Source organism: Burkholderia sp. LS-044 (assembly GCF_004803625.1).
GTDB classification, from domain to species: domain Bacteria; phylum Pseudomonadota; class Gammaproteobacteria; order Burkholderiales; family Burkholderiaceae; genus Burkholderia; species Burkholderia cepacia.
In genome coordinates this window covers 1-25798 of record NZ_SSWO01000015.1, presented here as the reverse complement: position 1 = coordinate 25798, position 25798 = coordinate 1, and the positions used below count along the sequence as shown (strand labels likewise).

Annotated in this window: 19 protein-coding genes and 1 pseudogene; 9 read left to right on the top strand and 11 right to left on the bottom strand. The window is 68.3% G+C overall.

Features of this window, described 5'->3' with window-relative positions:
* Positions 1–8: 8 nt before the first annotated feature.
* Positions 9–1031, top strand: coding sequence for an AraC family transcriptional regulator (locus E9536_RS30520; RefSeq protein ID WP_136471864.1), 1023 nt, complete (start codon positions 9–11; stop codon positions 1029–1031).
* A gap of 82 nt (positions 1032–1113) precedes the next feature.
* Here E9536_RS30520 and E9536_RS30515 read toward each other — a convergent pair whose 3' ends face one another.
* The 3 genes from E9536_RS30515 to E9536_RS30505 all read right to left on the bottom strand — a co-directional run bounded on the left by E9536_RS30515 (position 1114) and on the right by E9536_RS30505 (position 8720).
* Positions 1114–6603, bottom strand: a complete 5490-nt coding sequence (locus tag E9536_RS30515) for an AAA domain-containing protein (protein WP_124533697.1) — start codon at positions 6601–6603, stop codon at positions 1114–1116.
* Complete coding sequence (locus E9536_RS30510) at positions 6600–7796, bottom strand: M48 family metalloprotease (protein WP_060172404.1); 1197 nt, start codon at positions 7794–7796, stop codon at positions 6600–6602. Before E9536_RS30510 ends, E9536_RS30515 begins: the two co-directional genes overlap by 4 nt.
* 198 nt (positions 7797–7994) lie before the next feature.
* Positions 7995–8720, bottom strand: a complete 726-nt coding sequence (locus E9536_RS30505; protein ID WP_060172406.1) for a GntR family transcriptional regulator — start codon at positions 8718–8720, stop codon at positions 7995–7997.
* 183 nt (positions 8721–8903) lie between these two features.
* On the opposite strand from E9536_RS30505, the gene E9536_RS30500 reads away from it, so the two are divergent.
* The 4 genes from E9536_RS30500 to E9536_RS30485 all read left to right on the top strand — a co-directional run bounded on the left by E9536_RS30500 (position 8904) and on the right by E9536_RS30485 (position 15499).
* On the top strand, positions 8904–10124 hold the full coding sequence (locus E9536_RS30500) for an aminotransferase class V-fold PLP-dependent enzyme (RefSeq protein ID WP_060083029.1): 1221 nt from the start codon (positions 8904–8906) through the stop codon (positions 10122–10124).
* A 196-nt stretch (positions 10125–10320) separates the two neighbouring features.
* Positions 10321–11595, top strand: a complete 1275-nt coding sequence (locus E9536_RS30495) for an MFS transporter (RefSeq protein WP_027790051.1) — start codon at positions 10321–10323, stop codon at positions 11593–11595.
* A 52-nt stretch (positions 11596–11647) separates the two neighbouring features.
* Entirely contained in the window at positions 11648–12409 is a 762-nt protein-coding gene (locus E9536_RS30490; protein ID WP_136471862.1) for a 2-keto-4-pentenoate hydratase, read from the top strand.
* A gap of 51 nt (positions 12410–12460) precedes the next feature.
* On the top strand, positions 12461–15499 hold the full coding sequence (locus E9536_RS30485) for an FAD-binding and (Fe-S)-binding domain-containing protein (RefSeq protein WP_136471860.1): 3039 nt from the start codon (positions 12461–12463) through the stop codon (positions 15497–15499).
* 17 nt (positions 15500–15516) lie between these two features.
* Here the strand turns inward: E9536_RS30485 and E9536_RS30480 are convergent, their stop codons facing one another.
* The 6 genes from E9536_RS30480 to E9536_RS30455 all read right to left on the bottom strand — a co-directional run bounded on the left by E9536_RS30480 (position 15517) and on the right by E9536_RS30455 (position 21076).
* On the bottom strand, positions 15517–16422 hold the full coding sequence (locus tag E9536_RS30480; RefSeq protein WP_027790054.1) for a LysR family transcriptional regulator: 906 nt from the start codon (positions 16420–16422) through the stop codon (positions 15517–15519).
* A gap of 76 nt (positions 16423–16498) precedes the next feature.
* Positions 16499–17743 carry an acyl-CoA dehydrogenase family protein gene (locus E9536_RS30475; protein ID WP_059695132.1) on the bottom strand — a complete coding sequence of 415 codons (1245 nt, stop codon included), beginning with the start codon at positions 17741–17743 and terminating at the stop codon, positions 16499–16501.
* A gap of 33 nt (positions 17744–17776) precedes the next feature.
* Positions 17777–18535, bottom strand: coding sequence for a glucose 1-dehydrogenase (locus tag E9536_RS30470; protein ID WP_059695130.1), 759 nt, complete (start codon positions 18533–18535; stop codon positions 17777–17779).
* A gap of 7 nt (positions 18536–18542) precedes the next feature.
* Entirely contained in the window at positions 18543–19307 is a 765-nt protein-coding gene (locus E9536_RS30465; protein WP_027790057.1) for an SDR family oxidoreductase, read from the bottom strand.
* A gap of 43 nt (positions 19308–19350) precedes the next feature.
* Entirely contained in the window at positions 19351–20382 is a 1032-nt protein-coding gene (locus E9536_RS30460) for a phosphotransferase (protein WP_060318355.1), read from the bottom strand.
* A gap of 19 nt (positions 20383–20401) precedes the next feature.
* Complete coding sequence (locus E9536_RS30455; RefSeq protein WP_136471858.1) at positions 20402–21076, bottom strand: histidine phosphatase family protein; 675 nt, start codon at positions 21074–21076, stop codon at positions 20402–20404.
* A 200-nt stretch (positions 21077–21276) separates the two neighbouring features.
* On the opposite strand from E9536_RS30455, the gene E9536_RS30450 reads away from it, so the two are divergent.
* From E9536_RS30450 to E9536_RS30440, 3 genes are all read left to right on the top strand, one after another.
* The gene (locus E9536_RS30450) at positions 21277–21432 is read left to right on the top strand and encodes a DUF3309 family protein (RefSeq protein WP_021158044.1); all 156 of its coding nucleotides are present in this window, start codon (positions 21277–21279) and stop codon (positions 21430–21432) included.
* Positions 21433–21640: 208 nt separating this feature from the next.
* Complete coding sequence (locus tag E9536_RS30445) at positions 21641–22372, top strand: response regulator (protein ID WP_027790060.1); 732 nt, start codon at positions 21641–21643, stop codon at positions 22370–22372.
* A gap of 2 nt (positions 22373–22374) precedes the next feature.
* Positions 22375–23460, top strand: a complete 1086-nt coding sequence (locus E9536_RS30440; protein WP_060349461.1) for an ATP-binding protein — start codon at positions 22375–22377, stop codon at positions 23458–23460.
* Between the two features lie 34 nt (positions 23461–23494).
* Here the strand turns inward: E9536_RS30440 and E9536_RS30435 are convergent, their stop codons facing one another.
* The gene (locus E9536_RS30435; RefSeq protein ID WP_136471856.1) at positions 23495–24187 is read right to left on the bottom strand and encodes a hypothetical protein; all 693 of its coding nucleotides are present in this window, start codon (positions 24185–24187) and stop codon (positions 23495–23497) included.
* A gap of 217 nt (positions 24188–24404) precedes the next feature.
* Between E9536_RS30435 and E9536_RS30430 the strand changes: the two genes are divergently transcribed.
* Complete coding sequence (locus E9536_RS30430) at positions 24405–25427, top strand: MerR family transcriptional regulator (RefSeq protein WP_136471854.1); 1023 nt, start codon at positions 24405–24407, stop codon at positions 25425–25427.
* 7 nt (positions 25428–25434) lie between these two features.
* Here E9536_RS30430 and E9536_RS30425 read toward each other — a convergent pair.
* Positions 25435–25798: pseudogene (locus E9536_RS30425) on the bottom strand (esterase); the annotation flags it as partial.

Here is a 25798-nt window from a genome sequence, read left to right as displayed (position 1 = left end):
GAGCATCCATGGACGATACCGACCGTTATACGACGGCGAATCTGCCGGTCCATCTGTTGCGGTGCCTCGCGGAGACAAGCAAGGAACTGGGCATCGACCCCACGCGGCTGTGCCTCGGGCTCGGCTTCGACGTCGCCGACCTGTCGAATCCGTCGTGCCGGATTTCATTGCGCCAGGCGAGCACGATGATCCGCCGCGCGCTCGAGATGGCGCCGGGGCGGGCGCTCGGCCTCGAACTCGGCACGAGCGAGACGATCGCGTCGATCGGGCTGGTCGGCTATGCGATGCTGACGAGCCCGACGCTGAAGGACGCGATCGTGACCGGTATCGGGCTGCAGCGCCACACGGGGCCGCTGATGCGCTTCGACGTGATGTCGGATACGCGCACGCTGTCGGTTCGCGCCACCAACGTCTTCCTCGAGCCCGACATCGAGGCGTTCCTCGTCGAGGAGGCGTTCGGCAGCTTCATGAAGATCGGGCGCTCGCTCGTCGGCCCCGCGTTCCAGCCGAAGGTCGTCGATCTCAGCTACCCGCCGCCGGCCTATGCGGAGCAATACGCCCGCGTGTTCCCGTGCCCGGTGCGGTTCGAACAGGAGCAGAACCTGTTTTCGTGCGACGCCGCGCTCGGCAACCGCCCGATCGCGACCCACGATCCGCTCGCGCATCGCCAGGTGCTCGAATTCCTGCAGGACGCGCTGCCGCCCGAACCCGAAGGCACCGAATTCCTCGAATCGATCGAACGGATCATGCGGCGCGACCTGCGGCATGCGCCGTCGCTCGCCGAGATCGCCGCGCAGCTGTGCATGAGCGAGCGCACGCTGCGGCGGCGGCTGGCCGACCAGGGCGTCTCGTACCAGACGGTGATCGACACGATCCGCCGCAAGCGCGCGTTCACGCTGCTCAGCAATCCGCGGCTGTCGATCGAGGATGTTGCACACGAAGTCGGGTTCAGCGACGCGCACAACTTCCGCCGTGCGTTCAAGCGGTGGACGGGGCACGGGCCGAGAGAGGGGCAGCGGGCGGCGATGTAGCGGCGCGGCCTGCCGCGGGGCCGCGCCGCCTCATTCGGCCGGGTCAGACGGCCACTCGTGCCCTGCGAGCGTGCGCCGGCTGTCACCCGGCCGGGTCTTCGACATAACCCTTGCGCAGTTTCTCCGCCACCAGCTTGTCCATTTCGCGGCGCGCGCGTTCGACGCTTTCGAATTGCTTCAGGTTGACTTGCCCGTTCGTGCCGATACGACCGTACGTCACGCTCAACTCGGTACCGCGCAGGCTGGCGCGCCAGAACTTGCTGGACGCGCCCTGCATGTATCGCAGCGACCGCACCCGCTCCGTCGGCGCACTGGCCGCTGCCACCGCTTCCTCGTCGACCGCGGCGGCCTCCCGGGCCGGGGTCCGGACGGGAAACACCGGGAGCTCGATTTCCTGGTCCAGCGCGCGATCTTCCCCGTCCGCGAGCATCGCCTCGATGCGTGCAAGCACCCCCGCCGAGTCATCCAGCCAGTCCTTTCCGGGAATGTCGAGCACACGCCAGCCGAATGCGCGCAGAATGCCGGTCCGGAACACGTAGCGCTCCGCGGTATCGGCCACGATGCTGGACGGGTTGTCGAGCAGGATCGCCAGCGAATAGCCCTGCTTCGTCGCATCGACGATCGCCAGGTCGCAGCGGAATTGCGATCGACCGACGTCGACGTCGACCCGATGGCCGCGTGCGCGCAGCGCGTCGGCCAGTGCGTCGCGAATGGCGTCGGGCGAGGTCCGCCGCGTGAAGGCATCGCGCGCGCCCTGATTCAACGCACCGAGCACCGCCTGCGCACGATCGAACTGGCCCGTGGCACTGGCCTGGGCAAACTGCAGGAACGCTCGCAACGCGGCCGCGCCATCGTTGTGCACGTTGGTGATCGCGTCGGCTTGGATCGTCGACACCACGGCCATCCGATGCCTCGCGCGGCTAAAGATGACATTGAGGCGCTTCTCTCCCCCGCGCTGGTTGATCGGCCCGAAATTCATCAGCATCCTGCCGTCGGGACCCGGTGCGTAACAGATGCTGAGGATGATCACGTCGCGCTCGTCACCCTGGACGTTTTCCAGGTTCTTGACGAACAGGCCATTGAACTGGTCGTCGTCTTCGCGCACGTACTCGCGCTCGAGTCGCGCGGCAAAGTCGGCGTCCTCGGCAGCCAGCGCCTCCAGCGCCGCTTCGATCGCGCTCTGCTGCGCCTCGGAGAACGCGACGATACCCAGGCTCAGGCCGCCCTCCCGGCGCAGGAGCTCGCGCACGACCCGCGCGATATAGCGCGCTTCGGGCACGTTTCCGCGCTCGACGTATACGCCGTCGTCGAGCCGGTGAAAACTGATCGGCCGCGCCAGCAGCGCATCGGCACCGACGACGCCTGCATCGTCCTGATCCGATCGCAACGACTGCACGCCGTCCTCGTTTTGCTCGAGCACGCGATCGGGAATCGTGACGAGGCGGCCATCGTAGAACGCCGCATTGGAAAAGCTGATCAACGCTTCGTGTCGGCTGCGGTAGTGCCATGCGAGCAGCGTCGCGGGCAAATTGCGCGCCGCCTGATTCAGCAGGCTGTCGGAGTCGAGACTGATTGCGATGCGCTCGCCCTCTTCCTCGATCACGATCTCGTCCTCGCCTTCCGCGCCCGCCGCCGTGAAGAAACTCGTGGGCGGCAGCTGCATTTCGTCGCCCACGACCACGACCTGCCGGGCGCGGCTGAGCGCCGGTACGGATTCCTCGGTGGGAATCTGGCTGGCCTCGTCGAAGATCACCACGTCGAACAGGTCGGGCGACAGCGGCAGCGTATCCGACACGGAGAGCGGGCTCATCAGCCAGATCGGCTTCAGGTCGTTGACGACCATGCCCGTTTCGTCGTCGGCGAGATCGCGAATCGAGCGGTGCCGCATGCTCTTGCCGAATTCGTGTTCGAGCTCGCGCCGGCCGGTCGCGTAGCGCTTCTTGAAGGTCTTGCCGTCCGCATCGAGCTGCGTGGCCGACAACGAAGACTGTCGTACGTGCTCGGCGAACTGCCGGTGCAACGTCGAGCTCACCACCTGCGCGTTCACGGCCAGCAGTTCGCGCTGAATCCGGGCGGCGGCGCGCGCGGCCTGGGCAAGCGCCGCACCGCCAAACCGCGCGAGCACCGGGTTCTCGCGCTCGAGCCGGCGCAACGCCTCGTCGGCAATCAGCGCCTCCAGCTCGGCAGGCGCATGATCGACGGACTGAAGCGTGGCCGCATACGCGGGATCGGCCGCGTGCACCGCGCGCAACAGCGGCAACAGGTCGGGCAAGTCGTCCAGGCCTTCCCGCAGATCGCGCAGCGATTCGGCGATATCGCCCAGCGACGCGTCGTCGCTCATCACGAGGTTCTCGCGGATGCGCCCCGCCAGCTTGTCAAGCGCCTCGCGGGCGCCGGCCTCGACACGTGCGGCAGCAAGCGGATCGACGGCCCGGCGCAGATGAGCGATCCGTTCGCGCAAATCATCGTCCGATGCCAGACGTGCTTCCAGCTCGGCCAACGCGCGCAGGAAGGCGCCCATTTCGCTCACGCCGTAGCGCTTGCGGCATTCGACATCGGCCGAGTCGAGCGCAGCGGCGGCCGCCTGCTCCGCGGCCAGCTGCTCCAGGACCTTGACGTAACCAGGATGCACCGCATGCTGCCCGAAGTCGTAGCGACGCCGGAGTTCGCCGCGCAGCCGCCACCATGCCGGCTGCAGCCATCGCAGCGCCGACGTCTCGAACCGGCGCGCGAGCGCCAGGGCGGACGCCGTATCGCCCGGCGACAGCTTGTCTCGCCAGTGCACGGTCTCGGCCTGCGCGGCCGTCAGCGCGTCGGCATGTGCAGCCAGTGCGTCGCGGTCGTCGCGCAGCGCCGCCTGAGCGGACGATGCCGGCTCGAGCACGTCGAGGTGCGCGGCGAGGCCGGTGTCGATCAGCCACTGGCAGTCGGTCGCGATCGTGCGGGCGCGCGCCAGTGCGGTTTCGTGTCCGATCGACGCCGCAGTGTTGTCGAGCACCGGATCGAGCGCGTCGAACAGCGCGTCGGCGTCCCGGCACAGCTGCTCGGCCCGTCCGAATGCGCGTTCGTCGGCCAGCAGCCCTGCCGACAGCCGTGCGAACGGTTGCGAAGCGAGACTGTCCGCGCCGAACCGTTCGCGCATCGCGCGATGCACGCGCTGGGTCAGCTCGCCATGCCGATCCCAGACAGCGAGCGCTGGCAATCGCTCGCGCAACGCGAAACCCGCTTCCGGTGCGACCGGCAGCGCGACCAGACGGCGCAACAGTGTGCGTACGCTCGCACCCAGCGCGTCGGGCGCCGCGGCCATCGCCGCTTCGAACGCGTCGATGCGCTGCTGGTGCAGGTCGAGCGCATCGATCAGTGCCGCCCGCCGTGCGTGCAACGATTCGCTGTCGTGCGATTGCGCGATCCAGCGCTCGTAACAGGTCTTCAGATCGGCAATGAACGCCCTCTTGTCGGTCTGAGAATCGTGGATCAGGCAACACAGTGCGTCCAGCCCGCTCTGCTTGAGCCGATGGAACACCACGTCCAGCGCCGCGCGCTTCTCGCACACGAACAGCACGCGCTTGCCGCGCCCCGCGTAATCCGCGATGAGGTTGGTGATGGTCTGTGACTTGCCCGTGCCGGGCGGCCCTTGAATGATGAAGCTGCGCTGGCTGCGAGCCAGACTCACCGACGCATTCTGGGTCGCATCGGATGCCACCACGTTCCACTGTTCTCCCGCCGGCAGCGGAGCAGGGGCGATCGTTTCCACCTCGCGCGGCTCGATCGAGAACACCCTGTCGAACGCAGGGTTCGCGCCGGTTTCGTCCAGCAGTTGCGCGTAATCGCGCACCAGCGACATCTTCCGGTAGTTGAAGTTGGCCAGCGTGACCTGCGTCAGGTCGAGATCCCACGCATAGCGATGGCCCTCCGCCTCCTGCAGCACGTAACCTTGCCGCTCGTCGACGCGCTCGGCCGCCGTGTCCGCCATCTGCGGCCGACGCAGGCTGGCACCCGGTGCGGCGCCCGCCTCGAAGCGCTGCGGCAGCTCGCTCGGCCGCACCCATTCATCGAACAGCGCGCGGCCGAGCGGGCGATAGTCGTCCTGGCTGTAGCTGAACGACGGCAGCCGGCTGCCGCGCGACTCGCCCGCGCGCGCCGCGGGCTTGCGGCGCCGGTACTGCTGCATGCGCTGCAGCGCCTTCTGACGCACCAGCCGAACGGACGCCTTGTCGACGAGCCGTAGCTCGACCGCCGGTTCGGAGCGCCGGATCTGCGCGAGGATATCCGCGTGAATCTCGGCCAGCGTGATCTTGCCCAGATCGACCGTCTCGGGCAGCCGGATGTCGTAGAGCTGACTCAGGTGGTGCCGCAACACCGGATTGAATTCGGCGTCGCCGCCCGTGCACTGGATCACGTACTGATCGCGCACGCCCTTGCGCTTGACGAGCTCAACCGGCAACCAGAGCAGCGGCGACACGATGCGGTCGTCGGGTGTCTCTTTCAGATTGTGCCAACGCAGGAACGCGACCACGAGACGCAGGTTGCTGAAGCCGAACTCCGCACGTTCGCGGCGCGTATCGGCAATCAGCCGGTCCAGCGACGCCGGCAAGTAGGGCTGGTCGTCGAAGCGCAGCCATTGCTGCAGCGGCACGGCCTTGCCGGCCACCAGATCGGCCGCGAACGGTCCGCCCCACGTGCAGATGTGTTCCGGACGCACGCTTTCGATCTGCAGCATCAACGGCACGCTGGCCACGGTCAGGTTGACGGTCGCGGCGGTCGGGCGGAAATGCAGCAGCCGGTTGCGACGCGACAGATCGAACAGGCGGTCGCGCAGATGCGTCAGCACCGCGCCGCGCCGCGATGCCGCGCCGGTCGTTCCCGCCAGCGCGCGCTCGACGTCGAGGCCGAGCGGTTGCTCGCGCCACGTGCGCAGGCGCATCGCGAGCGCCGCCACGTCGGTCGCGCGGTCGTGGCGATTCACTTCGGTCATCTCGACGATCACCGCGGCGACGATCGGATGCAGCCGTTCGTGAAGCACGAACAGATTGCGCCGATGCGCGACGAACCCGTTCAGGTCGCTCCCGGTCTCGAAGTTCAACCCGCATGCGAGGCTGGCGAGCACCATGCCCAGCAGGAAAACGTCTGTGATCTCGTCATGATGGCCGAGCGATCGCTCCCAGCTCGCATACCCGGGCAAATAGACGGGGCGCTCGATGGGGGCTGCCGCATCCGTCTGCAGCGCGAGGTCGGTCTGATCGTGGCGGCCATCCGGTGTGTGTTCCAGCCGCAGCGCGCCGACGATGTTCAGGCCCGAAGCAGGGTGCGGCTGCACGCGATGCACGGCGCCGATGTCCATCTGCGGCGTTTCGCCCTCGGGGTGTCGCAGCGCCAGCCCGCCCTCTTCGCCGATCACGATGCTGTCGGCGTCGAGCCGGGCCACCTTGCCCCGAGCATGCAGCGCGGCCACCTGCCCGAACAGCGGCAGCACCAGCACGAGTACGTCGTCGGTCGGCAGTGCCGCGCCGGCCTGCGCGGCGATCAGTGTGCGCAGCGTGCGCGGCGCACCGTCGTCGATCGTGTCGTTCATGCGTCCTTCTCCCCGGTCAGTTGCCGCTTGTAGCGTTCGAGATCGCGCTTGCCGAGGCCCGCGTCGCGCCGAAGGTTGAGTTGCAGTGCGTCGAGGCTGCCGAGCGACCGGGCGACCTGCCCGGCGCGCAGCAACGCCACGTCGCGCTGATCGGGGTCCGCCAGTGCAAGATCCATCATCAGCGCGTTGAGATAGCCGCGCACACTGTCGTCGACGCCTGCCGCCGCGAATGCGTCGGGGCCGACGACGGGCTCGTCGTCACACCAGTCCGGAAACAGCATGCGCACCTGGGCCAGCACGGCGTCGCTCGCCAGCGACGCGCCGTCGAGATAGTGCGCAATGAACCCGCGCGTCAGCGCCTGCAGACGCGCCTGGCCGGGCAGGTCGAGACGCTCGAGCGAAAGCGGGCCGTGCAGGCGCGCGTCGATCCAGTCGTCGAGACCGGCCTCGCCGTCCCACCACAGAGCAAGCGCACGTGCGCGGATGAAGGTCTCGGGATGGCTCAATGCGGCACTGGCGCCGGACTCGTTCGATTCGATTTCAGCGGCCTGACGCAGATACGCGGCGGCATCGACCGTGCTGATACCCGTCTGCACCTTCACGAGCGTCGATACGGCGGGCGCCACCGCGCCGGCCGCGATGGCGCCGCCCCGATCCGCGAAGAGTTCGGTATGCAGCGCGTAACGCCGAAAAGTCTCGCGATGACTGTCGGCTCCGGCCGGGTTGGCCACCGCGTCGTTGAGAATCCGGTCCGCCGTCAGGAAGCGGCCGTCGGCGCGCGACCACAGCAGATGGTGCGCGAGTTCGTGCCCGAGGATCGCCAGCAGTTCCTGCGAAGACAATCGCTCCAGTACGGATCCTTGCAACAGGATGTGGATCTCGCCCGGCACGAAGACGAGCGACGCATTCATCTGGTTGCCCGGCGACTGGTAGAGCGTGGCCGGTATATCGACGATACCGAGTCGCTCCATGGCCAGTGCCAATGCGGCATGGACATCGCCGTGCGCGTCGGCGTCGATCCGGTAGGTTTCGCGCAACAGCGACGCGCGCAGCGATTCGAGCTGTTCGGTGTACGTTTCGCGCTCGCCGGTCCAGCGCCAGACGTCCGGCTCATGCCGGCACAAATAATCCGCTACGGCTTCGTGGTAGACGAGGGGCGCCAGCGCGCCGCGGTTCGGGGCGTGAGAGTCCATGCGAGGCACTCCGGTTGGGAAGTGCCGATTCTACCGACGGAATACGGCGCCGCAACTGTCGAAAAGAGGCCGTCGCGACCATCCGTTCGGGACTTCGGGACAGGACGCTCGTCGAGTCGACTCGACGGCGAGCGTCACGCATGACACCGGGCCGCATCCGGCGTCCCGGCGTGTGTCCCGGCGCCCGGACCGTCGGCGTTACGCCGGTTCGTGGCCGGTGTGCGGCGCTGCCTCCCCCTGCTGCAACAACACCGCGTCGCGCTTCTCCAGCAGATGCCGCCGCAGGATCGCCGCGAGCGCCTTGCCGTCGCGCGCCTCCAGCGCCTTGATCATCTCCTCGTGATCGTGCACCGCGCGATCCCATTTCTCGACGTGCTGGTTCGAGCGGAACCGCATCGACATGATCCGGCGATTGATCGACTGGTACGTGGCGCGCAGCGCCGAGTTGCGCGCGGCCTCGTTGATGCGGTCGTGGATTTCCTGGTTGCGGCTGTAGTAGCCGGGCAGGTCGTTCTGCAGCCGGCACGCGAGCATCGAGTAATGCAGCGCCTTGATCTCCGCGAGCTCCGCTTGCGTGATGCGCTCGCAGGCCAGCTCGCCTGAAAACGCCTCCAGCCCCGACATCAGCTCGAACGTCTCGCGGATCTCCGATTCGCTCATCCGGTACACGCTCGCGCCGCGATTCGGCGACAGCACCAGCAGCCCCTCGGCCGCCAGCACCTTGAACGCCTCGCGCAGCGGCGTGCGCGAGATGCCGAGCGTCTCGCACAGCTCGCGCTCGTTCAGCCGCATGCCCGGCGCGAGCACGCCTTCGACGATGAATTTGCGCAGGTGCTCGACGACCGTGTCGTGCAGCCGCTGCCGCTCCAGTTTCGGCAGTGCCGGCGCGCCGCCGGCTTGCTCCAGATCATTCAAATCTTGCATGCAAAATCCTTCCTTCTTGCTTCACGCGATTCTACTTCAACTCGCCCGACCCGAATATCTCCCCGCCAACGCCGGGTAAACACCGGCATTTTCGGCGAAATCAGTCCTTGGGTTTGCCGCGACCGCTCTGCTAAAGTATTTTGCATGCAAAATTCAAAATGCAACCAAGGAGACAGAACAACCATGCTGCAACTCGACTTTCATCCGTCCGGCCGCCATTTCCTGCAGATTCCGGGGCCGAGCCCGGTGCCCGACCGCATCCTGCGGGCGATGAGCTATCCGACCATCGACCACCGTGGCCCCGAATTCGGTGCGCTCGGCCTCAAGGTGCTCGCCGGCATCAGGAAGATCTTCAAGACCACGCAGCCGGTGATCATCTATCCGGCGTCGGGTACCGGCGCATGGGAAGCCGCGCTGACCAACACACTGAGCGCCGGCGACACCGTGCTGATGTACGAGACCGGCCACTTCGCGACGCTGTGGAAGAAGATGGCCGACGCGCTCGGCCTGAAGCCCGAATTCCTCGGGCTGCCGGGCATCGAAGGCTGGCGCCGCGGCGTGCAGCCCGACATGATCGAGGCGCGCCTGCGCGCCGATACCACGCACGCCATCAAGGCGGTGTGCGTGGTGCACAACGAAACCTCCACCGGCGTCACCTCCGACATCGCGGCCGTACGCCGCGCGATCGACGCGGCCGGCCACCCGGCGCTGCTGATGGTCGACACGATCTCGGGGCTCGCGTCCGCCGACTACCGCCATGACGAATGGGGGGTCGACGTGACGGTGTCGGGTTCGCAGAAAGGACTGATGCTGCCGCCCGGCATCAGCTTCAACGCGGTGTCGCCGAAGGCGCTCGCGGCGAGCGGGCACGCGACGCTGCCGCGCGCGTTCTGGGGCTGGCACGAGATCATCGAGGCGAACAGGAACGGCTACTGGCCGTACACGCCGAACACCAACCTGCTGTACGGGCTCGCCGAAGCGCTCGACATGATCCTCGGCGAAGGGCTCGACGCGGTGTTCGCGCGCCACCAGCGGCTCGCGGAAGCCACGCGCCGCGCGGTGCGCGCGTGGGGCCTCGAGATCCAGTGCGCGGACCCGGCCGTCTACAGCCCCGTGCTGACCGGCGTGATGATGCCCGACGGCGTCGACGCGGACGCCGTGCGCAAGCTGATCTACGAACGCTTCGACATGTCGCTCGGGCAGGCGCTCGGCAAGATGCGCGGCAAGATGTTCCGCATCGGCCATCTCGGCGACTGCAACGACCTCACGCTGATGGCCACGCTCGCCGGCTGCGAGATGGGGTTGAAGCTCGCCGGCGTGCCGGTTGCCGCGAGCGGCGTCGTCGCGGCGATGGACACCCTCGCATCGAACACGCACGCCCCCGCGCTGCGCGCGGCGGCCTGAGCGCCGGCGGGCGGCGCGCACGTTTCCCGCACGCCGCCCGACGCGCCCTTTCCGCTTCACGGGCGGCCGCGCGCGGTCGTCGCGACACGCACCGGCCGCTGCCGGCGCCCGCCCCGCTTCATCGGCACGACCCACCTCGATGCCGGCCTCGACGCCGGCACGGGCAGCAAGCCAGACAACATCCAGGAGACGAAACATGAAGCTGTTCCGAGCGACCGGCATCGTGCTGGTGATGCTGTGCGTGATGTACTTCATCACGTACCTCGATCGCGTGAACGTGAGCACGGCCGCTGCCGGGTTCGGCAAGGAATTCGGGCTGAACAGGACGGAGATCGGCCTCGTGTTCTCCGCGTTCGCGTATCCGTATCTCGTATTCCAGATCATCGGCGGCTGGGTCAGCGACCGCTTCGGCGCGCGCCGCACGCTGCTCGCCTGCGGGCTGCTGTGGGCCGTCGCGACGCTGCTCACCGGGATGGCCGGCGGCCTCGCGTCGCTGCTCGCCGCGCGCCTGCTGCTCGGGCTCGGCGAAGGCGCGACGTTCCCGGCGGCCACGTCGGCGATGTCGCGCTGGGTGCCGCGCGAGAAACGCGGCTTCGCCCAGGGCATCACGCATGCGTTCTCGCGCGTCGGCAACGCGGTCGCGCCGGCCGCCGTCGTCGCGGTGATGGCCGTGTACGGGTGGCGCGAATCGTTCTACATCTGCGGCGTGATCAGCATCGTGTGGGTCGCGGTGTGGGCGCTCGTCTATACCGAACACCCGAAGGACCACCCGCGCATCACGCAGGCCGAACTCGACGCGCTGCCGCAACCGAAGCCGAAACCCGCCGCCGTGCCCTGGGGCCCGTTGTTCCGCCGGATGATGCCCGTCACGATCGTGTACTTCTGCTACGGCTGGACGCTGTGGCTGTTCCTGAGCTGGATTCCGCAGTACTTCCTGCACAGCTACGACCTCGACCTGAAGAAATCGGCGGTGTTCGCGTCGGCGGTGTTCTTCGCGGGCGTGATCGGCGACACGCTCGGCGGGATCGTCACCGACCGCATCCTCGCGCGCACCGGCAGCCTCAAGCGCGCACGCAGCTGGATGGTGTCGATCTGCATGCTGCTCACGCTGCTGTCGCTGTTGCCGCTGCTGTTCACCCATCACCTGTACGTGTCGATGGCGTGCCTCGCGGCCGGCTTCTTCTTCGCCGAAATGACGATCGGCCCGATGTGGGCCGTGCCGATGGACATCGCGCCGGAATACTCGGGCACCGCGAGCGGGATGATGAATTCCGGCTCCGCGCTCGCGGCGATCCTGTCGCCCGTGATCTCCGGCTTCGTGATCGACCGCTTCGGCAGCTGGGAGCTGCCGTTCATCGGCAGCATGGTGCTGATGGGCGTGGGTGTGCTGCTCGCGTTCCGCATGCAGCCGGAAAGCCGCTTCGCCGACGCACCCGCCGAACAACCGGCCGCCAATCGCTCGCCGGCCTGATGCCAACGGGGCGCTGCCGCCCGCGGCGCCCGCCTTTTCCCCGACTGCAACGATGACCCAGGCTACCCACGACCTCGCCGTCCGGCTCGCCGCCGGCTGGCAACACGGCATCGCGTTCGCCGCGCTGCCTTCGGCCCTCGTCCCCGCCGATGCCGACGCCGCCTATGCGGTGCAGGCGCAACTGCTCGCCGAGCGCCGTGCCGCGATCGGCGCGTGGAAGGTCGGCGCGAAACGGCCCGACGGGCCGATCCAGGGCGCACCGCTGCCGGACGACTGCCGCCATGCGAGCGGCGTCACGCTGCCGCGCGGCGCGTTCCGGCCGCTCGGCCTCGAACTGGAGATCGCGTTCCGCTTCGGCCGCGACTTCGCGCCGCGGGCGCCCGCCTATGCCGACGACGAAGTGTTCGACGGTATCGCGCAGATGGGCGCCGCGATCGAGATCGTCGCGAGCCGCTTCCGCGAATGGCCTGACGTCGCGCCTGCCGCCCAGCTCGCCGACCTGCAGAACCACGGTGCGCTCGTGCTGGGCGAGATGACCGGCTATCGCGCCGACTTCCCGTTCGCCGCGCCGGCCCCGGCGTTCACGTTCGACGGGCACGACATCGCCGGCACCGCACCTGGCACCAACCCGGCCGGCGACCCGCGCCGCCTGCTGCCGTGGCTCGTGAATCACGCATCGCGGCGCGGCATCGCGCTGCCGGCCGGCACCGTCGTCACGACCGGCTCGTACACGGGCATGCATTTTCCGCGGGCCGCGGGCACGGCCGTCGGCCGCATCGCGGGGCTGCCGCCCATCAGCGTCACGCTCGCCTGAGCCTCACCTGAGCCTCACCCGATCCGTTCCCACCCGATACCGACCGCCGCCATGACATCCGCCGTCTCGCCTTCGCTGGTTCGCCCCGTCCATCTCGTGCCGTCGCAAGGCGCCGCGCTGTCGCCGCTGTTCGAGCGGCTGCGGCGCGAAATGCGCGGCGACGTCTACGCCGATCGCGCGAGCCGCGGTCGTTATGCGACCGACGCGTCGATCTACCAGATCATGCCGCTCGGCGTGGTCGTGCCGCGCGACCAGGACGACCTGCGGATCGCACTCGACATCGCGCGCGACCGCAAGATTCCCGTGCTCGCGCGCGGTGCCGGCACCAGCCAGTGCGGGCAGACGGTCGGCGAGGCGCTCGTCGTCGACAACAGCAAATGGCTGAACCGGATCGTCGCATTCGATGCGCAGGCGCGCACCGTCACCGTCGAGCCCGGCATCGTGCTCGATCACCTGAACGCGTGGCTGAAACCGCACGGGCTGTGGTTTCCCGTCGATGTGTCGACGGCCGCGCAATGCACGATCGGCGGGATGGCCGGCAACAACTCGTGCGGGTCACGCTCGATCGAGTACGGCAACATGGTGCACAACGTGCTCGCGATCGACGCGATCCTCGCCGACGGCAGCGAATGCCGGTTCGGTTCGCTCGCACAGCCCGTCACCGATCGCCGCACGCTCGAGCTGCTGCACGGCGTCGAACGCATCGCGAAGCGCGAGCGCGACGAGATCGTCGAGCGCGTGCCGAAGGTGCTGCGCCGCGTGGCCGGCTACAACCTCGACCTGTTCGACTGCCAGAACCCGCGCGCCTATACCGACGACGGTCACGCGAATCTCGCGCACCTGCTCGTCGGCTCGGAAGGCACGCTCGCCTACAGCCGGCAGATCACGCTGAAGCTCGCGCCGCTGCCCGCGCACAAGACACTCGGCGTCGTGAACTTCCCGACCTTCTACCAGGCGATGGACACCGCGCAGCACATCGTGAAGCTGACGCCGGTGGCCGTCGAGCTGGTCGATCGCACGATGATCGACCTGTCGATGGAGAACCCGGCGTTCCGGCCCGTGATCGAACGGGCGCTGGTCGGCCGGCCGCAGGCGATCCTGCTCGTCGAGTTCGCGGGCGAATCGCGCGACGCGCAACACGCGCAGCTCGACCGGCTCGCCGAACTGATGGCCGATCTCGGCCTGCCCGGCAGCGTCGTGAAGATGACCGACGCCGGCGCGCAGAAGGCGCTGTGGGAGGTGCGCAAGGCCGGGCTGAACATCATGATGAGCATGAAGGGCGACGGCAAGCCGGTGTCGTTCATCGAGGATTGCGCGGTGCCGCTCGAACACCTCGCCGAATACACGCGCCGCCTGACCGACGTGTTCCACAAGCATGAGACCGAAGGCACGTGGTACGCGCATGCGAGCGTCGGCACGCTGCACGTGCGGCCGATCCTCGACATGCGGCGCGACGGCGCGACGCGCATGCGCGAGATCGCCGAAGAAGCGGCGGCACTCGTGCGCGAGTACAAGGGCGCGTATTCGGGCGAACACGGCGACGGGCTGTGCCGAGGCGAATGGGTCGCGTGGCAGTACGGCCCGCGCCTGAATGCGGCGTTCGCGGAGATCAAGAAGCTGTTCGATCCCGACAACCGCTTCAACCCGGACAAGATCGTCAATCCGCCGAAGATGGATGCGCGCGAGCATTTCCGTTTCGCGCCCGGCTATGCGGCGCTGCCGCTGCGGCCCGCGCTCGACTGGTCGGCATGGAACGTCACGCGCAATCCGCTGACCGGCGAAGAAACCGCCCCCGGCTCGGGCACCGACATCACGCACGGGCTCGCGTCGGCCGTCGAGATGTGCAACAACAACGGCCACTGCCGCAAGTTCGACGCGGGCACGATGTGCCCGAGCTACCGCGTGACGCGCGACGAACAGCACGTGACGCGCGGCCGGGCGAACACGCTGCGGCTCGCGGTGACGGGCCAGCTCGGCGCCGACGGCCTCGCCGGCGACGACGTGAAGGCCGCGCTCGACCTGTGCGTGTCGTGCAAGGGCTGCAAACGCGACTGTCCGACGGGCGTCGACATGGCGCGCTTCAAGATCGAGGCGCGGCACGCGTGGAACCGCAAGCACGGCACGACGCTGCGTGAACGGCTCGTCGCATATCTGCCGCGTTATGCGCCGTGGGCCGCGCGCATGCGCGGCGCGATCGCGTTCGTCAATGGCGTGCCGGTCGTCGCGTCGTCGATCAAGCGATGGATCGGCCTCGCGCCGCAGCGTGCGCTGCCCGGGTTCGCGCGACCGTTTCTGGCGGATGTGGGTGCGGATACGGGGACATCAACGCCCTCGCAAACCGGCTCGGCCACCCGCGAAGTGCTGCTGTTCGTCGATACGTTCAGCAACTACCAGGAACCGGACAACGCGCGCGCCGCGCAGGCCGTGCTCGAAGCGGCCGGCTACACCGTGCATTTCAACGTGCGCGCAGGCGCGCGGCCACTGTGCTGCGGCCGCACGTTCCTCGCGGCCGGGCTCGTCGACGAAGCGAAGTTCGAGGCCAGGCGCACGCTCGATGCGCTGCGGCCGTACCTCGAACGCGGTGTCGCGATCGTCGGGCTGGAGCCTTCGTGCCTGCTGTCGATGCGCGACGAGTTTCTTGCCTACGGTTACGGCGACGAAGCCACACGGCTCGCGAGCCACGCGTTCCTGTTCGAGGAGTTTCTCGTGCGCGAACACGAGGCCGGCCGGTTGTCGCTGCCGCTGCACGCGATCGATGCGAACGAAGCGCTCGTGCACGGCCACTGCCATCAGAAGGCGTTCGGCGCGTTCACGCCGGTGCAGACGGTGCTGCGCTGGATTCCGGAGTTCAAGGTGTCGCCGGTCGAATCGTCGTGCTGCGGGATGGCCGGCAGCTTCGGCTATGAAGCCGAGCATTACGCCGCATCGCAGGCGATGGCCGAGCTGTCGCTGCTGCCGGCCGTGCGTGCGCGGGCGGAAGGCGCGATCGTCGTCGCGGACGGCACGAGTTGCCGGCATCAGATTCAGGACGGCGCGCAAGCGCAGGCGATGCATGTGGCGAAAGTGCTGGCGCGGGCATTGCGAAGCTGACCGCCGCCGCGTGCGCATCACCGCGGTTCGCCGATCCCGCCCATCAGCGTCACCAGTTGCTCGCGCAGCCACCGGCTGCCCTGATCCTGATCCGCGCTGCGATGCCAGTAGCAGAAGTATTCGAGCGCCGGCATCTCGAACGGCAGTTCGAGAATCCGCGCCGGATACCGCTGCAGCAGCCGCAGCGGTGCCGTCAGCGCCAGGTCGCCGCGCATCGCGATCAGCGGCGCGACCATGTAGTGCTGCACGCGCATCTGGATGGTGCGGCGCAACCCGAGGCGCGTCAGCTCCGCGTCGACGTGCCCGCTGCCCTTGCGGCGGCTCGACACGTGGATGTGCCCCATCGACAGGTAGTCGTCCATGGTGAGCGTGTCGCCCTTGAACGGGTGATCGTCGCGGATCATGCACGCATAGCGGTCGCGCACGAGCAGCGCCTGATGCAGGTGCGGATCGCCGATCAGCGGCGCGTCGATCGCGATGTCGACGGAGCCGTTCGCGAGCGCGGTCGCGACTTCACGGCGATCCATCGTGTAGCTGCGCACGTGCATGCCGGGCGCATGCTTCTGCAGCAGTTCGCCGAGCGCGGGCAGCAGCAGCGCTTCGGTCAGGTCGCTCATGCTCATCCGGAATACACGCGTCGACGACGCCGGATCGAACACGTCGCCTTCGTGCGCGCTCGAATCGAGCAGCTGCATCGCCTCGCGCACACGGCCGACGATGTTCTCGGCCAGCGGCGTCGGCATCATCCCGGCCGGCGTGCTGACGAACAGCGGATCGTTCAGGGTCTTGCGCAGCCGCGCCAGCGCGTTGCTGACGGCCGGCTGCGTGAGATTCAGCACCTCGGCCGCGCGCGTCAGGTTGCGCTTGGTGTAGATCGCGTCGAATACGACGAACAGGTTCAGGTCAATCTTCGAAAGGCGCATCGCCGGATCTCCTTGCCGGCATCTTACGGCGTGCGCCACCCGCTCGTCCACGGCCCTGCGCATCCCGGCGCGACGCTCAGGCGCGCAGCGGCGGCGTCAGGTACGGCGCCGTCGAACCCGGCACGCCGTCCTTGATTTCCATCCGCGCGATCGCCTGCAGGTGCACCTCGTCCGGGCCGTCGGCGAAGCGCAGCGCGCGGCCCCAGGTCCAGAGATCGGCGAGCGGCGTATCGGGGCTCAACCCCGCCGCGCCGAACACCTGCATCGCGCGGTCGCAGACGTTCGCATACACGGTCGGCACCAGCGCCTTGATCATCGCGATTTCCTTGCGCGCGGCCTTCGCGCCGACCTTGTCGATCATCCACGCGGCCTTCAGCACGAGCAGGCGCGCCTGCTCGATCTCGATGCGCGAGCGCGCGATCCATTCGCCGACCGTGCCGTGCCGGTTCAGCGGCTTGCCGAACGCGACGCGCGACTGCGCGCGGTCGACCATCAGCTCCAGCGCGAGCTCGGCCGCGCCGATCGACCGCATGCAGTGGTGGATGCGGCCCGGCCCGAGGCGGGCCTGCGCGAGCGCGAAGCCGCTGCCTTCCTCGCCGAGCAGGTTGCTCGCCGGCACGCGCACGTTGTCGAACGTGATCTCGCAGTGCCCTTCCGGCGCGTAGTGATTGACCACCGTGATGTTGCGCACGACCGTCACGCCCGGCGTGTCGCGCGGCACGAGAATCATGCTCTGCTGCCGGTGCGACTCGGCCTCGGGGTCGGTCTTGCCCATCACGATGAAGATCTTGCAGTTCGGATGCGCGGCGTTGGTGATGAACCACTTGCGGCCGTTGATCACGTACTCGTCGCCCACGCGCTCGATGCGCGTCGTGATGTTCGTCGCATCCGACGATGCGACATCGGGCTCCGTCATCGCGAACGCCGAACGGATCTCGCCGCGCAGCAGCGGCTTCAGCCACTGCTCGCGCTGCCCGGGCGTCGCGAACATGTGCAGCAGCTCCATGTTGCCGGTGTCCGGCGCGTTGCAGTTGAACACTTCCGACGCCCAGCCCACGCGCCCCATGATCTCGGCGAGCGGTGCGTATTCGAGGTTCGTCAGGCCCGTGCCGGGCTCGTCGTCCTTCAGGTGCGGCAGGAACAGGTTCCACAGCCCTTCCGCCTTCGCGCGCTCCTTCAGTTCCTCCATGAACGACACGGGATACTGGCCCGCGTGCACTTCCTCGTTCCACTGGCGGATGCGCGGCACGATGTGTGCATCCATGAATGCGCGCACGCGGCTGCGCAGTTCTTCCACTTTCGGGGTGTAGCCAAAGTCCATGATCGACTCCTCGATTCCGTTCGTTCGGTTCCGTCAGAAGGCCGAGACACCGCCGTCGACGGCGACGGCCTGCCCGGTCAGATAAGTGTTTTCCTTCGCGCACAGCGTCAGCATCGTCGCGACGATTTCCTCGGGCCGGCCGAGCCGCTTCATCGGCGAGCCCTGCGCGAGAAAATCCTGGCGGTCGCCGATATCGCTGTCGGTGACCATCGGCGTCGTGCTGTAGAACGGGCACACCGCATTCACGCGAATGCCGTGGCGCGCGTATTCGATGGCCGCCGTCTTCGTGAGCCCGACCACCGCATGCTTCGACGCCGCGTAGGCGGCCAGCTTCGGCGCGCCGCCGAGCCCGGCCATCGACGCGACGTTCAGGATCACGCCTTCGCGCTGCGCGAGCATCTGGCGGATCTGGTGCTTCATCCCGAAGAACACGCCCTTCGCGTTCACCGCGAAGCTCAGGTCGAGATCGGCTTCGTCGGTGTCGATCAGCGCCTTCATCGGCGGCGCGATGCCCGCGTTGTTGATGCCCACGTCGAGCCGGCCGAAACGCTCGGCCGCCGCATGCACCAGCGCGGCGACGTCCGCTTCGGCACGCACGTCGCAGCGCCGCGCGATCACGTCGGCGCCGGCCGCGCGCAGCGGCGCGGCCACGCGTTCGAGCGCCTCGCCGTTCAGGTCGCCGAGCGCCAGCCGCGCGCCCATCGCGGCGAGCTCGCTCGCGAGCAACGCGCCGAAGCCGCTCGCGGCGCCGGTGATCATCACGGCCTGCCCGGCGTAGCTGTCGATCTTCATCGCGCGCTCAGATCGTCAGGCCGCCGTCGACGACGATGCATTCGCCGTTCGTGTAGCTCGCCGCGTCCGACACGAGGTACAGCACGGTGCCGGCCATTTCGCGCGGTTCCGCGTGGCGGCGCAGCGGGATCTTCGCCTTCCACGTCTCGTAGATGTCCTTGTCGGCGAACAGCGCGCCCGCGAACTTCGTCTTCGTGAGCCCCGGCAGCAGCGCGTTCACGCGGATGCCGAACGGCCCGCATTCCTTCGCGAACGCCTTCGTCATGTTGACGACGGCCGCCTTCGTGATCGAGTAGATGCCCTGCCGGTCGCCCGGCTGCAGCGCATTCACCGACGCCGTGTTGACGATCGCGCCGCCGCCGTGTTCCTTCATCAGCTTGCCGGCCTCGACCGACATGAAGAAGTAGCCGCGGATGTTCACGTCGACCGTCTTGTCGTAAGCGGCGAGATCGGTATCGAGGATGTGTCCGAAATACGGGTTCGCGGCCGCGTTGTTCACGAGGATGTCGAGCCGCCCGTGCTTGCCGCGGATATGCTCGAACGTCGCGGCGATGTCTTCCAGGCGCCCGACGTGGCAGGCCAGCGCCTCGGCGCGGCCGCCCGCCGCGACGATCGCGTCGGCCACGGCCTGGCAGTCGTCGAGCTTGCGGCTCGACACGATCACGTGCGCGCCCTGCTCCGCGAGCAGTTTCGCGATTTCCTCGCCGATGCCGCGGCTCGCGCCCGTCACCAGTGCGATCTTGCCCGTCAGGTCGAACAGATTCGTTGCCATGTTGCTGTGCTCCTCCATTGATGTGGTGTCGTGCCCGGCGATGTCAGCGCTGCGCGTCGATCACGCCGACGGCCATCTCGGCGAGACGCCCGGCCATCGCGCCGACGCGCAGCGCCTGCTCGCTCGATGCGTTGCCCTGCAGCGCGCGCGCCTTCACGCCCTGCGCGATCGCCGCGAGCCGGAAGAAACTGAATGCGAGGTAGAAATGCCAGTCGCGGATCGGCTCGATGCCGCGCAGCTCGCAATAGCGCGCAACGATCGCCGCTTCGTCGGGAATGCCAAGCTCCGCGCGATCCTGGCCCGCGAGCCCGCGCACCTGCCCGCCCGACGGCAGTCGCAGGCACATGCAGAAGTACGCGAGATCGGCGAGCGGGTTGCCGAGCGTCGACAGTTCCCAGTCGAGCACCGCCTGCACGCGATAGCTGTCGCGCGCGAACATCAGGTTGTCGATCCGGAAATCGCCATGCACCAGCGTCGGCCGGCCCGTGTCGGCCGGGCACGCCTTCGGCAGCCAGTCGATCAGCGTCTCCATCGCGTCGAGGCGCTCCGTTTCCGCCGCGCGGTACTGCTTCGTCCAGACGCCGATCTGGCGCTCGAAATAGTTGCCGGGGCGGCCGTAGTCGGCGAGGCCCACCGCGTCGACATCGACGTCGTGCAACGCGGCCATCGTCTGCAGCAAGGCGTCGTAGCACACTGCGCGATCGGCCTTCGGCAGCTCCGGCAGCGCGGGATCCCAGAAGATCCGGCCGTCCTCGAAGCTCATCACGTAGAACAGGCTGCCGATCACGTCGCGGTCTTCGCAGAGGTGATACGGATGCGCGACCGGCACCGCGGTGCCCGACAGCGCGCTCAGCACGCGGAATTCGCGGTCGACCGCGTGCGCGGATTTCAGCAGTTCGCCCGGCGGCTGGCGGCGCAGCACGTAGCGGCCGCTCTTCGCATGCAGCAGGAAAGTCGGATTCGACTGGCCGCCGGCAAACTTCTCCGTGTCGACCGGGCCTTCGAAACCCGGCACGTGCGCTTCCAGATAGCGCGTGAGGCGGGCTACGTCGAGTTGCTGGGTAGGGTTCGTCATCGTCGCGATCGTTCGTGGGTCAGCCGTAGGTTCGCAGCGCGTGTCGTTCGGGATCCTCCAGATGCGGGATGCCGTTGAACGACGCGAGGTGGAATGCATCGGCGTTGAAGAAAAACTGCGAAAGGCTGCTGTTGCGGATCTGCAGGTTCAGCGCGATCGCGCTCGACGGCGGGGCGGCCAGCACCTGCTGCACGGTGACCGCGATCGGGCCTCCGGAGCTCACCGTCAGCACGCGCTGGCCGCCGCCGTGGCGGATGGCCGCGCGGGCATCGGCCACGCGCTGCTGGAAGTGCGACCAGGTCTCGGGGGCCGAATCGCCGAGCTTGTCTTCCGACCAGAGCTGCAGCACCTGCCGCAGCGCGCGGAAATGCTCCTTCATCGAGCCGGCCGCGAGGCGGGCGATGTCCGGGTAGTCGTGCGCGGCGGCGGCGAACAGGCCGTGGAAGTCGTATTCGTTCAGGCCGGGATGGCGGTCGATCGCCGCGCCCTCGCGGCCCATCCCGCGCAGGATCGCGTCGACCGTCTGCGCGTGGCGGTTCATCGTGCCGCAGATCACGCGGTCGAACGCCAGGCCTTGCCGCGCAAAGTATTCGCCGAGCCAGACGCCCTGCTGCTCGCCCGCCGCGGAAAGCCGGTCGTAGTCGTCCGTGCCGAAGGACGCCCGCCCGTGCCGTACCAGAAAAAGTTCAGCCATCGCATGCCCGCCAGATCAGAAGGATTCAGCATAGGGGGCGGGGATGCATTTTCAAACTTTATTTTCTGAATCGGCGGGTATTCATCGGGTGAATTTCAGGCATTCCAACCGTGCGCTTGCGCCGGCTTTCGCCCGCCCTCGCCGCGGCACACGAATTGCGGCGGGAGGCACCGTCCATTCACGACGTCGGGAGGGGTGCGATGCTCGGTACGATCCTCATCATCATTCTGATTCTGCTGCTCATCGGGGCGTTTCCGGCGTGGCCGCACAGCCGAAGCTGGGGCTACTGGCCGTCGGGCTCGGTCGGGTTGATCGTCGTCATCGTCGTGATACTCGTGCTGCTGGGTCACATCTGAGTCCGACGATGCGTGCCGGACCGGCACGCGTCGCCGGATGCCGGCGCCGTAGCTTCTTTACAAACGCAGGCAAGGGCGGGACATCCGTCGGCCAGGCGCGAATCGCGTCGCGCCGCGCTGCGCTGCCCCCCGCCTCCGTTCGATTGCGCCGGCCGTGCGGTAGTATGGCGACCTGACGGAACCCCCTGATGGATCTGAACGAGTGGCCATGCCCGAATTTTCTTCATCGCCCGGCGCCGGCCAGAATGCCCAGGCGCTCGTCCTCATCGCCGAAGACGAACCCGAGATCGCCGAGATCCTGACCGCCTATCTCGCGCGCGGCGGCCTGCGCACCGTACACGCCGCCGACGGCCGCCGCGCACTGGAGTTGCACCTGCAGCTCAAGCCCGACCTCGTGCTGCTCGACGTGCAGATGCCGCACGTCGACGGCTGGAAGGTGCTCGCCGAAATCCGTCATCGCGGCGACACGCCCGTCATCATGCTGACCGCGCTCGACCAGGACATCGACAAGCTCACCGGCCTGCGCATCGGCGCCGACGACTACGTGGTGAAGCCGTTCAATCCCGCCGAAGTCGTGGCGCGCGCGCAGGCGGTGCTGCGCCGCTCGATGGCCGGCGCGCGCCAGGAAGAACAGCGCGTGCTGCGGGTCGCGCCGTTCGAGATCGATCTCGAACACCACGAAGCCACGCTCGAAGTGGGCAGCGAACGGCACACGCTCGTCCTGACGCTCACCGAATTCAAGCTGCTCGCGCAACTCGCGCGCGCGCCGCGGCGCGTGTTCAGCCGCGCCGAGCTGATGGCCACCTGCCTGCCGGAAGGCGACGCGCTGGAGCGCACGGTGGACAGCCACGTCAGCAAGCTGCGCAAGAAGCTGGACGACCTCGGCGTGCAGGGCGTGCCGGTCAGCGTGCGCGGCGTCGGCTACAAGCTCTGGAGCTGAGCATGAAGCTCGACGGCCTGAGCCGGCAGATCGCGCTGACCATGGCAGGCATGGTGTTCGGCGTGACCGTGCTGATGGTGCTCACTGCCACCGTCTTCTACTACATCGCGTTCAATTACTGGCCCGCGCATTTCAACACGAAGAACCTGCTGCCGACCGGGCCGGAATGGGCCTGGCTGATCGCGACCACGGCGGTCGGCCTCGCGCTGTCGGTCGCGGTCGCGGTCAATCTCGCGCGCCGCATCCTCGTGCCGCTCAATTCGGTCACCGAAAGCATTCGCCGCGTCGCGCGCGGCGATCTCGACGCACGCGCCGTCGCGGGCGACCGTTCACTGCACGAAGCCGCGCTGCTCGCCGACAACTTCAACGCGCTCGCCAGCGAGCTGCAGCGCGTGACCAACGAGCAGGCGCTCTGGAACGCGGCGATCGCGCACGAGCTGCGCACGCCCGTCACGGTGCTGCGCGGGCGCCTGCAGGGGCTCGCCGAAGGCGTGTTCACCCCCGACGAAGCGCAGTTCCGCAGCCTGCTCGGGCAAGTCGAAGGGCTGACGCGGCTGATCGAGGATTTGCGCGTGGTCAGCCTCGCGGACAGCGGCCACCTGAGCATCGAGATCCGCGACACCGATCTCGCGGCGGATGCGCGTGCGGTGGTCGACATGTTCGAGCCGGCGCTGCGGGCCGCCGGCCAGCATCCGGTGCTCGATCTCGACACGCGGCGCATGCGTTGCGACCCGGTACGCATCCGCCAGGCGCTGCTGGCGCTGCTGGAAAACGCGCGCCGCCATGCGGTGCCCGGCGCGATCCGCATCCAGACGCGCATCGAACAAGGGATGTGCCGGTTGCGCGTCGGGGACGACGGCCCCGGCATCCCGGCCGATTTCGCGCCGCACGTGTTCAAGGCCTTCCGGCGCGCCGACGACACGCAGCCGGGCGGCAGCGGCCTCGGGCTCGCCGTCGTCGCGGCGATCGCCCATGCGCATCATGGCGAAGCTGTCTGCATGCCGAGCCGCACGGGCGGCACGCTGTTCGAAGTGCAATGGCCCGACAACCTCACGCCGGCGCCGGAACACGCGCGCTTTCCGGCCTGAGGCATCGCCTTTACGGCCGACCTGGCGCCCGCCTTTACCGCACCTCGTGCGGTTCGCGCCCGACCTGTTCGAGCGGCGGGTTGAACCCGAGCACCGTGTACTCCAGCACGGACACCGTCCCTTTCCCGGCCGCGCCCTGCACGACGACCGCGCGCACCGCGCCGGCCCGGTCGAATTTCAGGCGGGTGCCGACGGTCGCGTTGCGCAGCGCCTCCAGTTCCTCGATCCGCGCGATCGCCAGCTTGCGCACCGCGCCGGACACGTACACCGGCAGGAACACCAGCGCGATGAAGATCGACACGGCATCCTTCGATACGCTGTCCAGCACCGCCTGACCCGACATCACGAGCGACAGCGACGTCGCGGCGACGAAGATCGCGAGCACGGTCGCGCCCACACCGAGCGACGAGAACCGCTCGGCCGCCTTCTTCATGCGTGCCTTCACGAGCGCCCGCGTGGTCGCGGACGGCACCAGCCATTCGCGCTGCGCGCCATGGTATCCGGCGAAGCCGAGGAACAGCGTCGCGACCGCGCTGATGCCGATGCTGGTGTACAGCGCATCGAAGATCATGCAGAGGAATTCGAGCACGAACACGATCACCGGCGGCCACAGCAGCAGCCGGAACGAATAGCCGTCGCGGCCATGCCCGCGAATCCACCATTTCACCGGCGCAAGCTGCCAGAAGCGGCTCTCCTGGTGGAGCGAAAGTTCTTCGTTGTCGGTCAATTTCCCACCTGTCGGATCCTGCGCCGTGTCGGCGCCGGCCGTGAATCGGCCCGGCCGCATTCTCCCAGATGCGCGGCGCGGCGAGAAAGGGGCCGCCGCCGGCCTCCGATTTCCGGCCGACACCTTGTGTGCATCGCACATGCACGCTCGCTTGACCCGGCCCTTGGGATCGCCTTTATGCTGAGCGCAACGAATCGACAGCAAGGAGAGGTGACGGATGAGCACGTCCACGCCCCGTTTGAACGCGTCGGCCGCCGCCGCGCGGCTCGGTGTCTCGATCAAGGCGCTGCGGCTGTACGAGCGGCACGGCCTCGTCACGCCGGAACGCACGCCGGCCGGATACCGTGCGTACGGCCCGGACGATCTCGCCCGCGCGGCCGACATCGCCGCGCTGCGCGCACTCGGCCTCGGTCTCGCGCAGGTGGCGCGCGTGCTCGACGGCGACGCGCGCAGCCTCGACGACGCACTGGCCGCTCACGAAGCGGCGCTGGATCACGGGATTCAGGATCTCGTGCTCAAGGTCGATCGCGTACACGCAATCCGCGCCGGCCTCGCACGCGGCCGGATGCCGGCCGACGGCGAACTGGCCCGGCTCGTCGACGACAGCCGCGCCGGCGTGGCATTCAGCCTGCCGTGGCCGTGGGGCGGCGAGTGGTTCGAGTGTCGCGACATCCGGCCGCTGAACTACATCATCGGCCCGCTCGGCAGCGGCAAGACGCGGCTGGCGCTCCGGCTCGCCGACGCACTGCCCGGCGCCGCGTTCGTCGGCCTCGACCGGCTGGAGAACGACGGTGCGGCGGCACGCGACATGCTGCGCACCGATCCTGCATTGAAGTCGCGCGTCGACCGTGCATCGGCAGCGCTCGTCGCCCGAGGCGCGACGCCGTCGGCGGCGCTGACCGCGCTGCTCGTCGCCCTCGAAGCCGAAGGCCCGCGCACACGGGTCGTCGACATGATCGAACAGGATCTCGATCGCCCCACGCAACAGGCACTGATTGCCCGTCTGCGCGAACAGGCCGCCGCCGGGATGCGGCCGCTGTTCCTGCTGACGCGTTCGTCGGCGATCCTCGACCTGTCGGCGGTCGGCCCGCACGAAGCGATCATCCTGTGCCCGGCCAATCACAGTCCGCCTTCGCGCGTGGCGCCTTACCCCGGTTCACCCGGCTACGAAGCGGTTGCCACGTGTCTTGCGTCGCCCGAGATCCGGGCGCGGATCGCGCATCCCCCGGAAGCGGCGTAAGCCGTCGTCACGGCGCCATCCGCCCCATCCTGCGCGCCATCGCCGGGCTGACCGCATGCACCGGATCGAACCCGAAGAATTCGAGCACGTGGCGCGCGACGTCGTCGCGATCGTTGTCCGCGCAGATCATGTGGTAGCTGTTCTCCAGCACGATCCCGCGCGCGTCGGGCATCTTCGCGAGCAGGAAATCCGCCGAGCGCAGGCTCGTCAATTCGTCCTCGCGCGCATGCAGCACGAGCGTCGCGCACGGCGTGCCGGCTGCCGCCTCGAGCGCCCAGTCGCGCATCCGGTCGACCTGGCGCACGCACGCGAGCGGCACCCACGCATAGTGGAAACTGTCCTCGCGCTCGAACTTCTTCTTCACGATCGCG

Excerpts from the sequence above, each read along its gene's own strand:
- E9536_RS30520 (WP_136471864.1), top strand. The coding sequence starts at position 9 with ATGGACGATACCGACCGTTATACGACGGCGAATCTGCCGGTCCATCTG.
- E9536_RS30515 (WP_124533697.1), bottom strand. The coding sequence starts at position 6,603 with ATGAACGACACGATCGACGACGGTGCGCCGCGCACGCTGCGCACACTG.
- E9536_RS30510 (WP_060172404.1), bottom strand. The coding sequence starts at position 7,796 with ATGGACTCTCACGCCCCGAACCGCGGCGCGCTGGCGCCCCTCGTCTAC.
- E9536_RS30505 (WP_060172406.1), bottom strand. The coding sequence starts at position 8,720 with ATGCAAGATTTGAATGATCTGGAGCAAGCCGGCGGCGCGCCGGCACTG.
- E9536_RS30500 (WP_060083029.1), top strand. The coding sequence starts at position 8,904 with ATGCTGCAACTCGACTTTCATCCGTCCGGCCGCCATTTCCTGCAGATT.
- E9536_RS30495 (WP_027790051.1), top strand. The coding sequence starts at position 10,321 with ATGAAGCTGTTCCGAGCGACCGGCATCGTGCTGGTGATGCTGTGCGTG.
- E9536_RS30490 (WP_136471862.1), top strand. The coding sequence starts at position 11,648 with ATGACCCAGGCTACCCACGACCTCGCCGTCCGGCTCGCCGCCGGCTGG.
- E9536_RS30485 (WP_136471860.1), top strand. The coding sequence starts at position 12,461 with ATGACATCCGCCGTCTCGCCTTCGCTGGTTCGCCCCGTCCATCTCGTG.
- E9536_RS30480 (WP_027790054.1), bottom strand. The coding sequence starts at position 16,422 with ATGCGCCTTTCGAAGATTGACCTGAACCTGTTCGTCGTATTCGACGCG.
- E9536_RS30475 (WP_059695132.1), bottom strand. The coding sequence starts at position 17,743 with ATGGACTTTGGCTACACCCCGAAAGTGGAAGAACTGCGCAGCCGCGTG.
- E9536_RS30470 (WP_059695130.1), bottom strand. The coding sequence starts at position 18,535 with ATGAAGATCGACAGCTACGCCGGGCAGGCCGTGATGATCACCGGCGCC.
- E9536_RS30465 (WP_027790057.1), bottom strand. The coding sequence starts at position 19,307 with ATGGCAACGAATCTGTTCGACCTGACGGGCAAGATCGCACTGGTGACG.
- E9536_RS30460 (WP_060318355.1), bottom strand. The coding sequence starts at position 20,382 with ATGACGAACCCTACCCAGCAACTCGACGTAGCCCGCCTCACGCGCTAT.
- E9536_RS30455 (WP_136471858.1), bottom strand. The coding sequence starts at position 21,076 with ATGGCTGAACTTTTTCTGGTACGGCACGGGCGGGCGTCCTTCGGCACG.
- E9536_RS30450 (WP_021158044.1), top strand. The coding sequence starts at position 21,277 with ATGCTCGGTACGATCCTCATCATCATTCTGATTCTGCTGCTCATCGGG.
- E9536_RS30445 (WP_027790060.1), top strand. The coding sequence starts at position 21,641 with ATGCCCGAATTTTCTTCATCGCCCGGCGCCGGCCAGAATGCCCAGGCG.
- E9536_RS30440 (WP_060349461.1), top strand. The coding sequence starts at position 22,375 with ATGAAGCTCGACGGCCTGAGCCGGCAGATCGCGCTGACCATGGCAGGC.
- E9536_RS30430 (WP_136471854.1), top strand. The coding sequence starts at position 24,405 with ATGAGCACGTCCACGCCCCGTTTGAACGCGTCGGCCGCCGCCGCGCGG.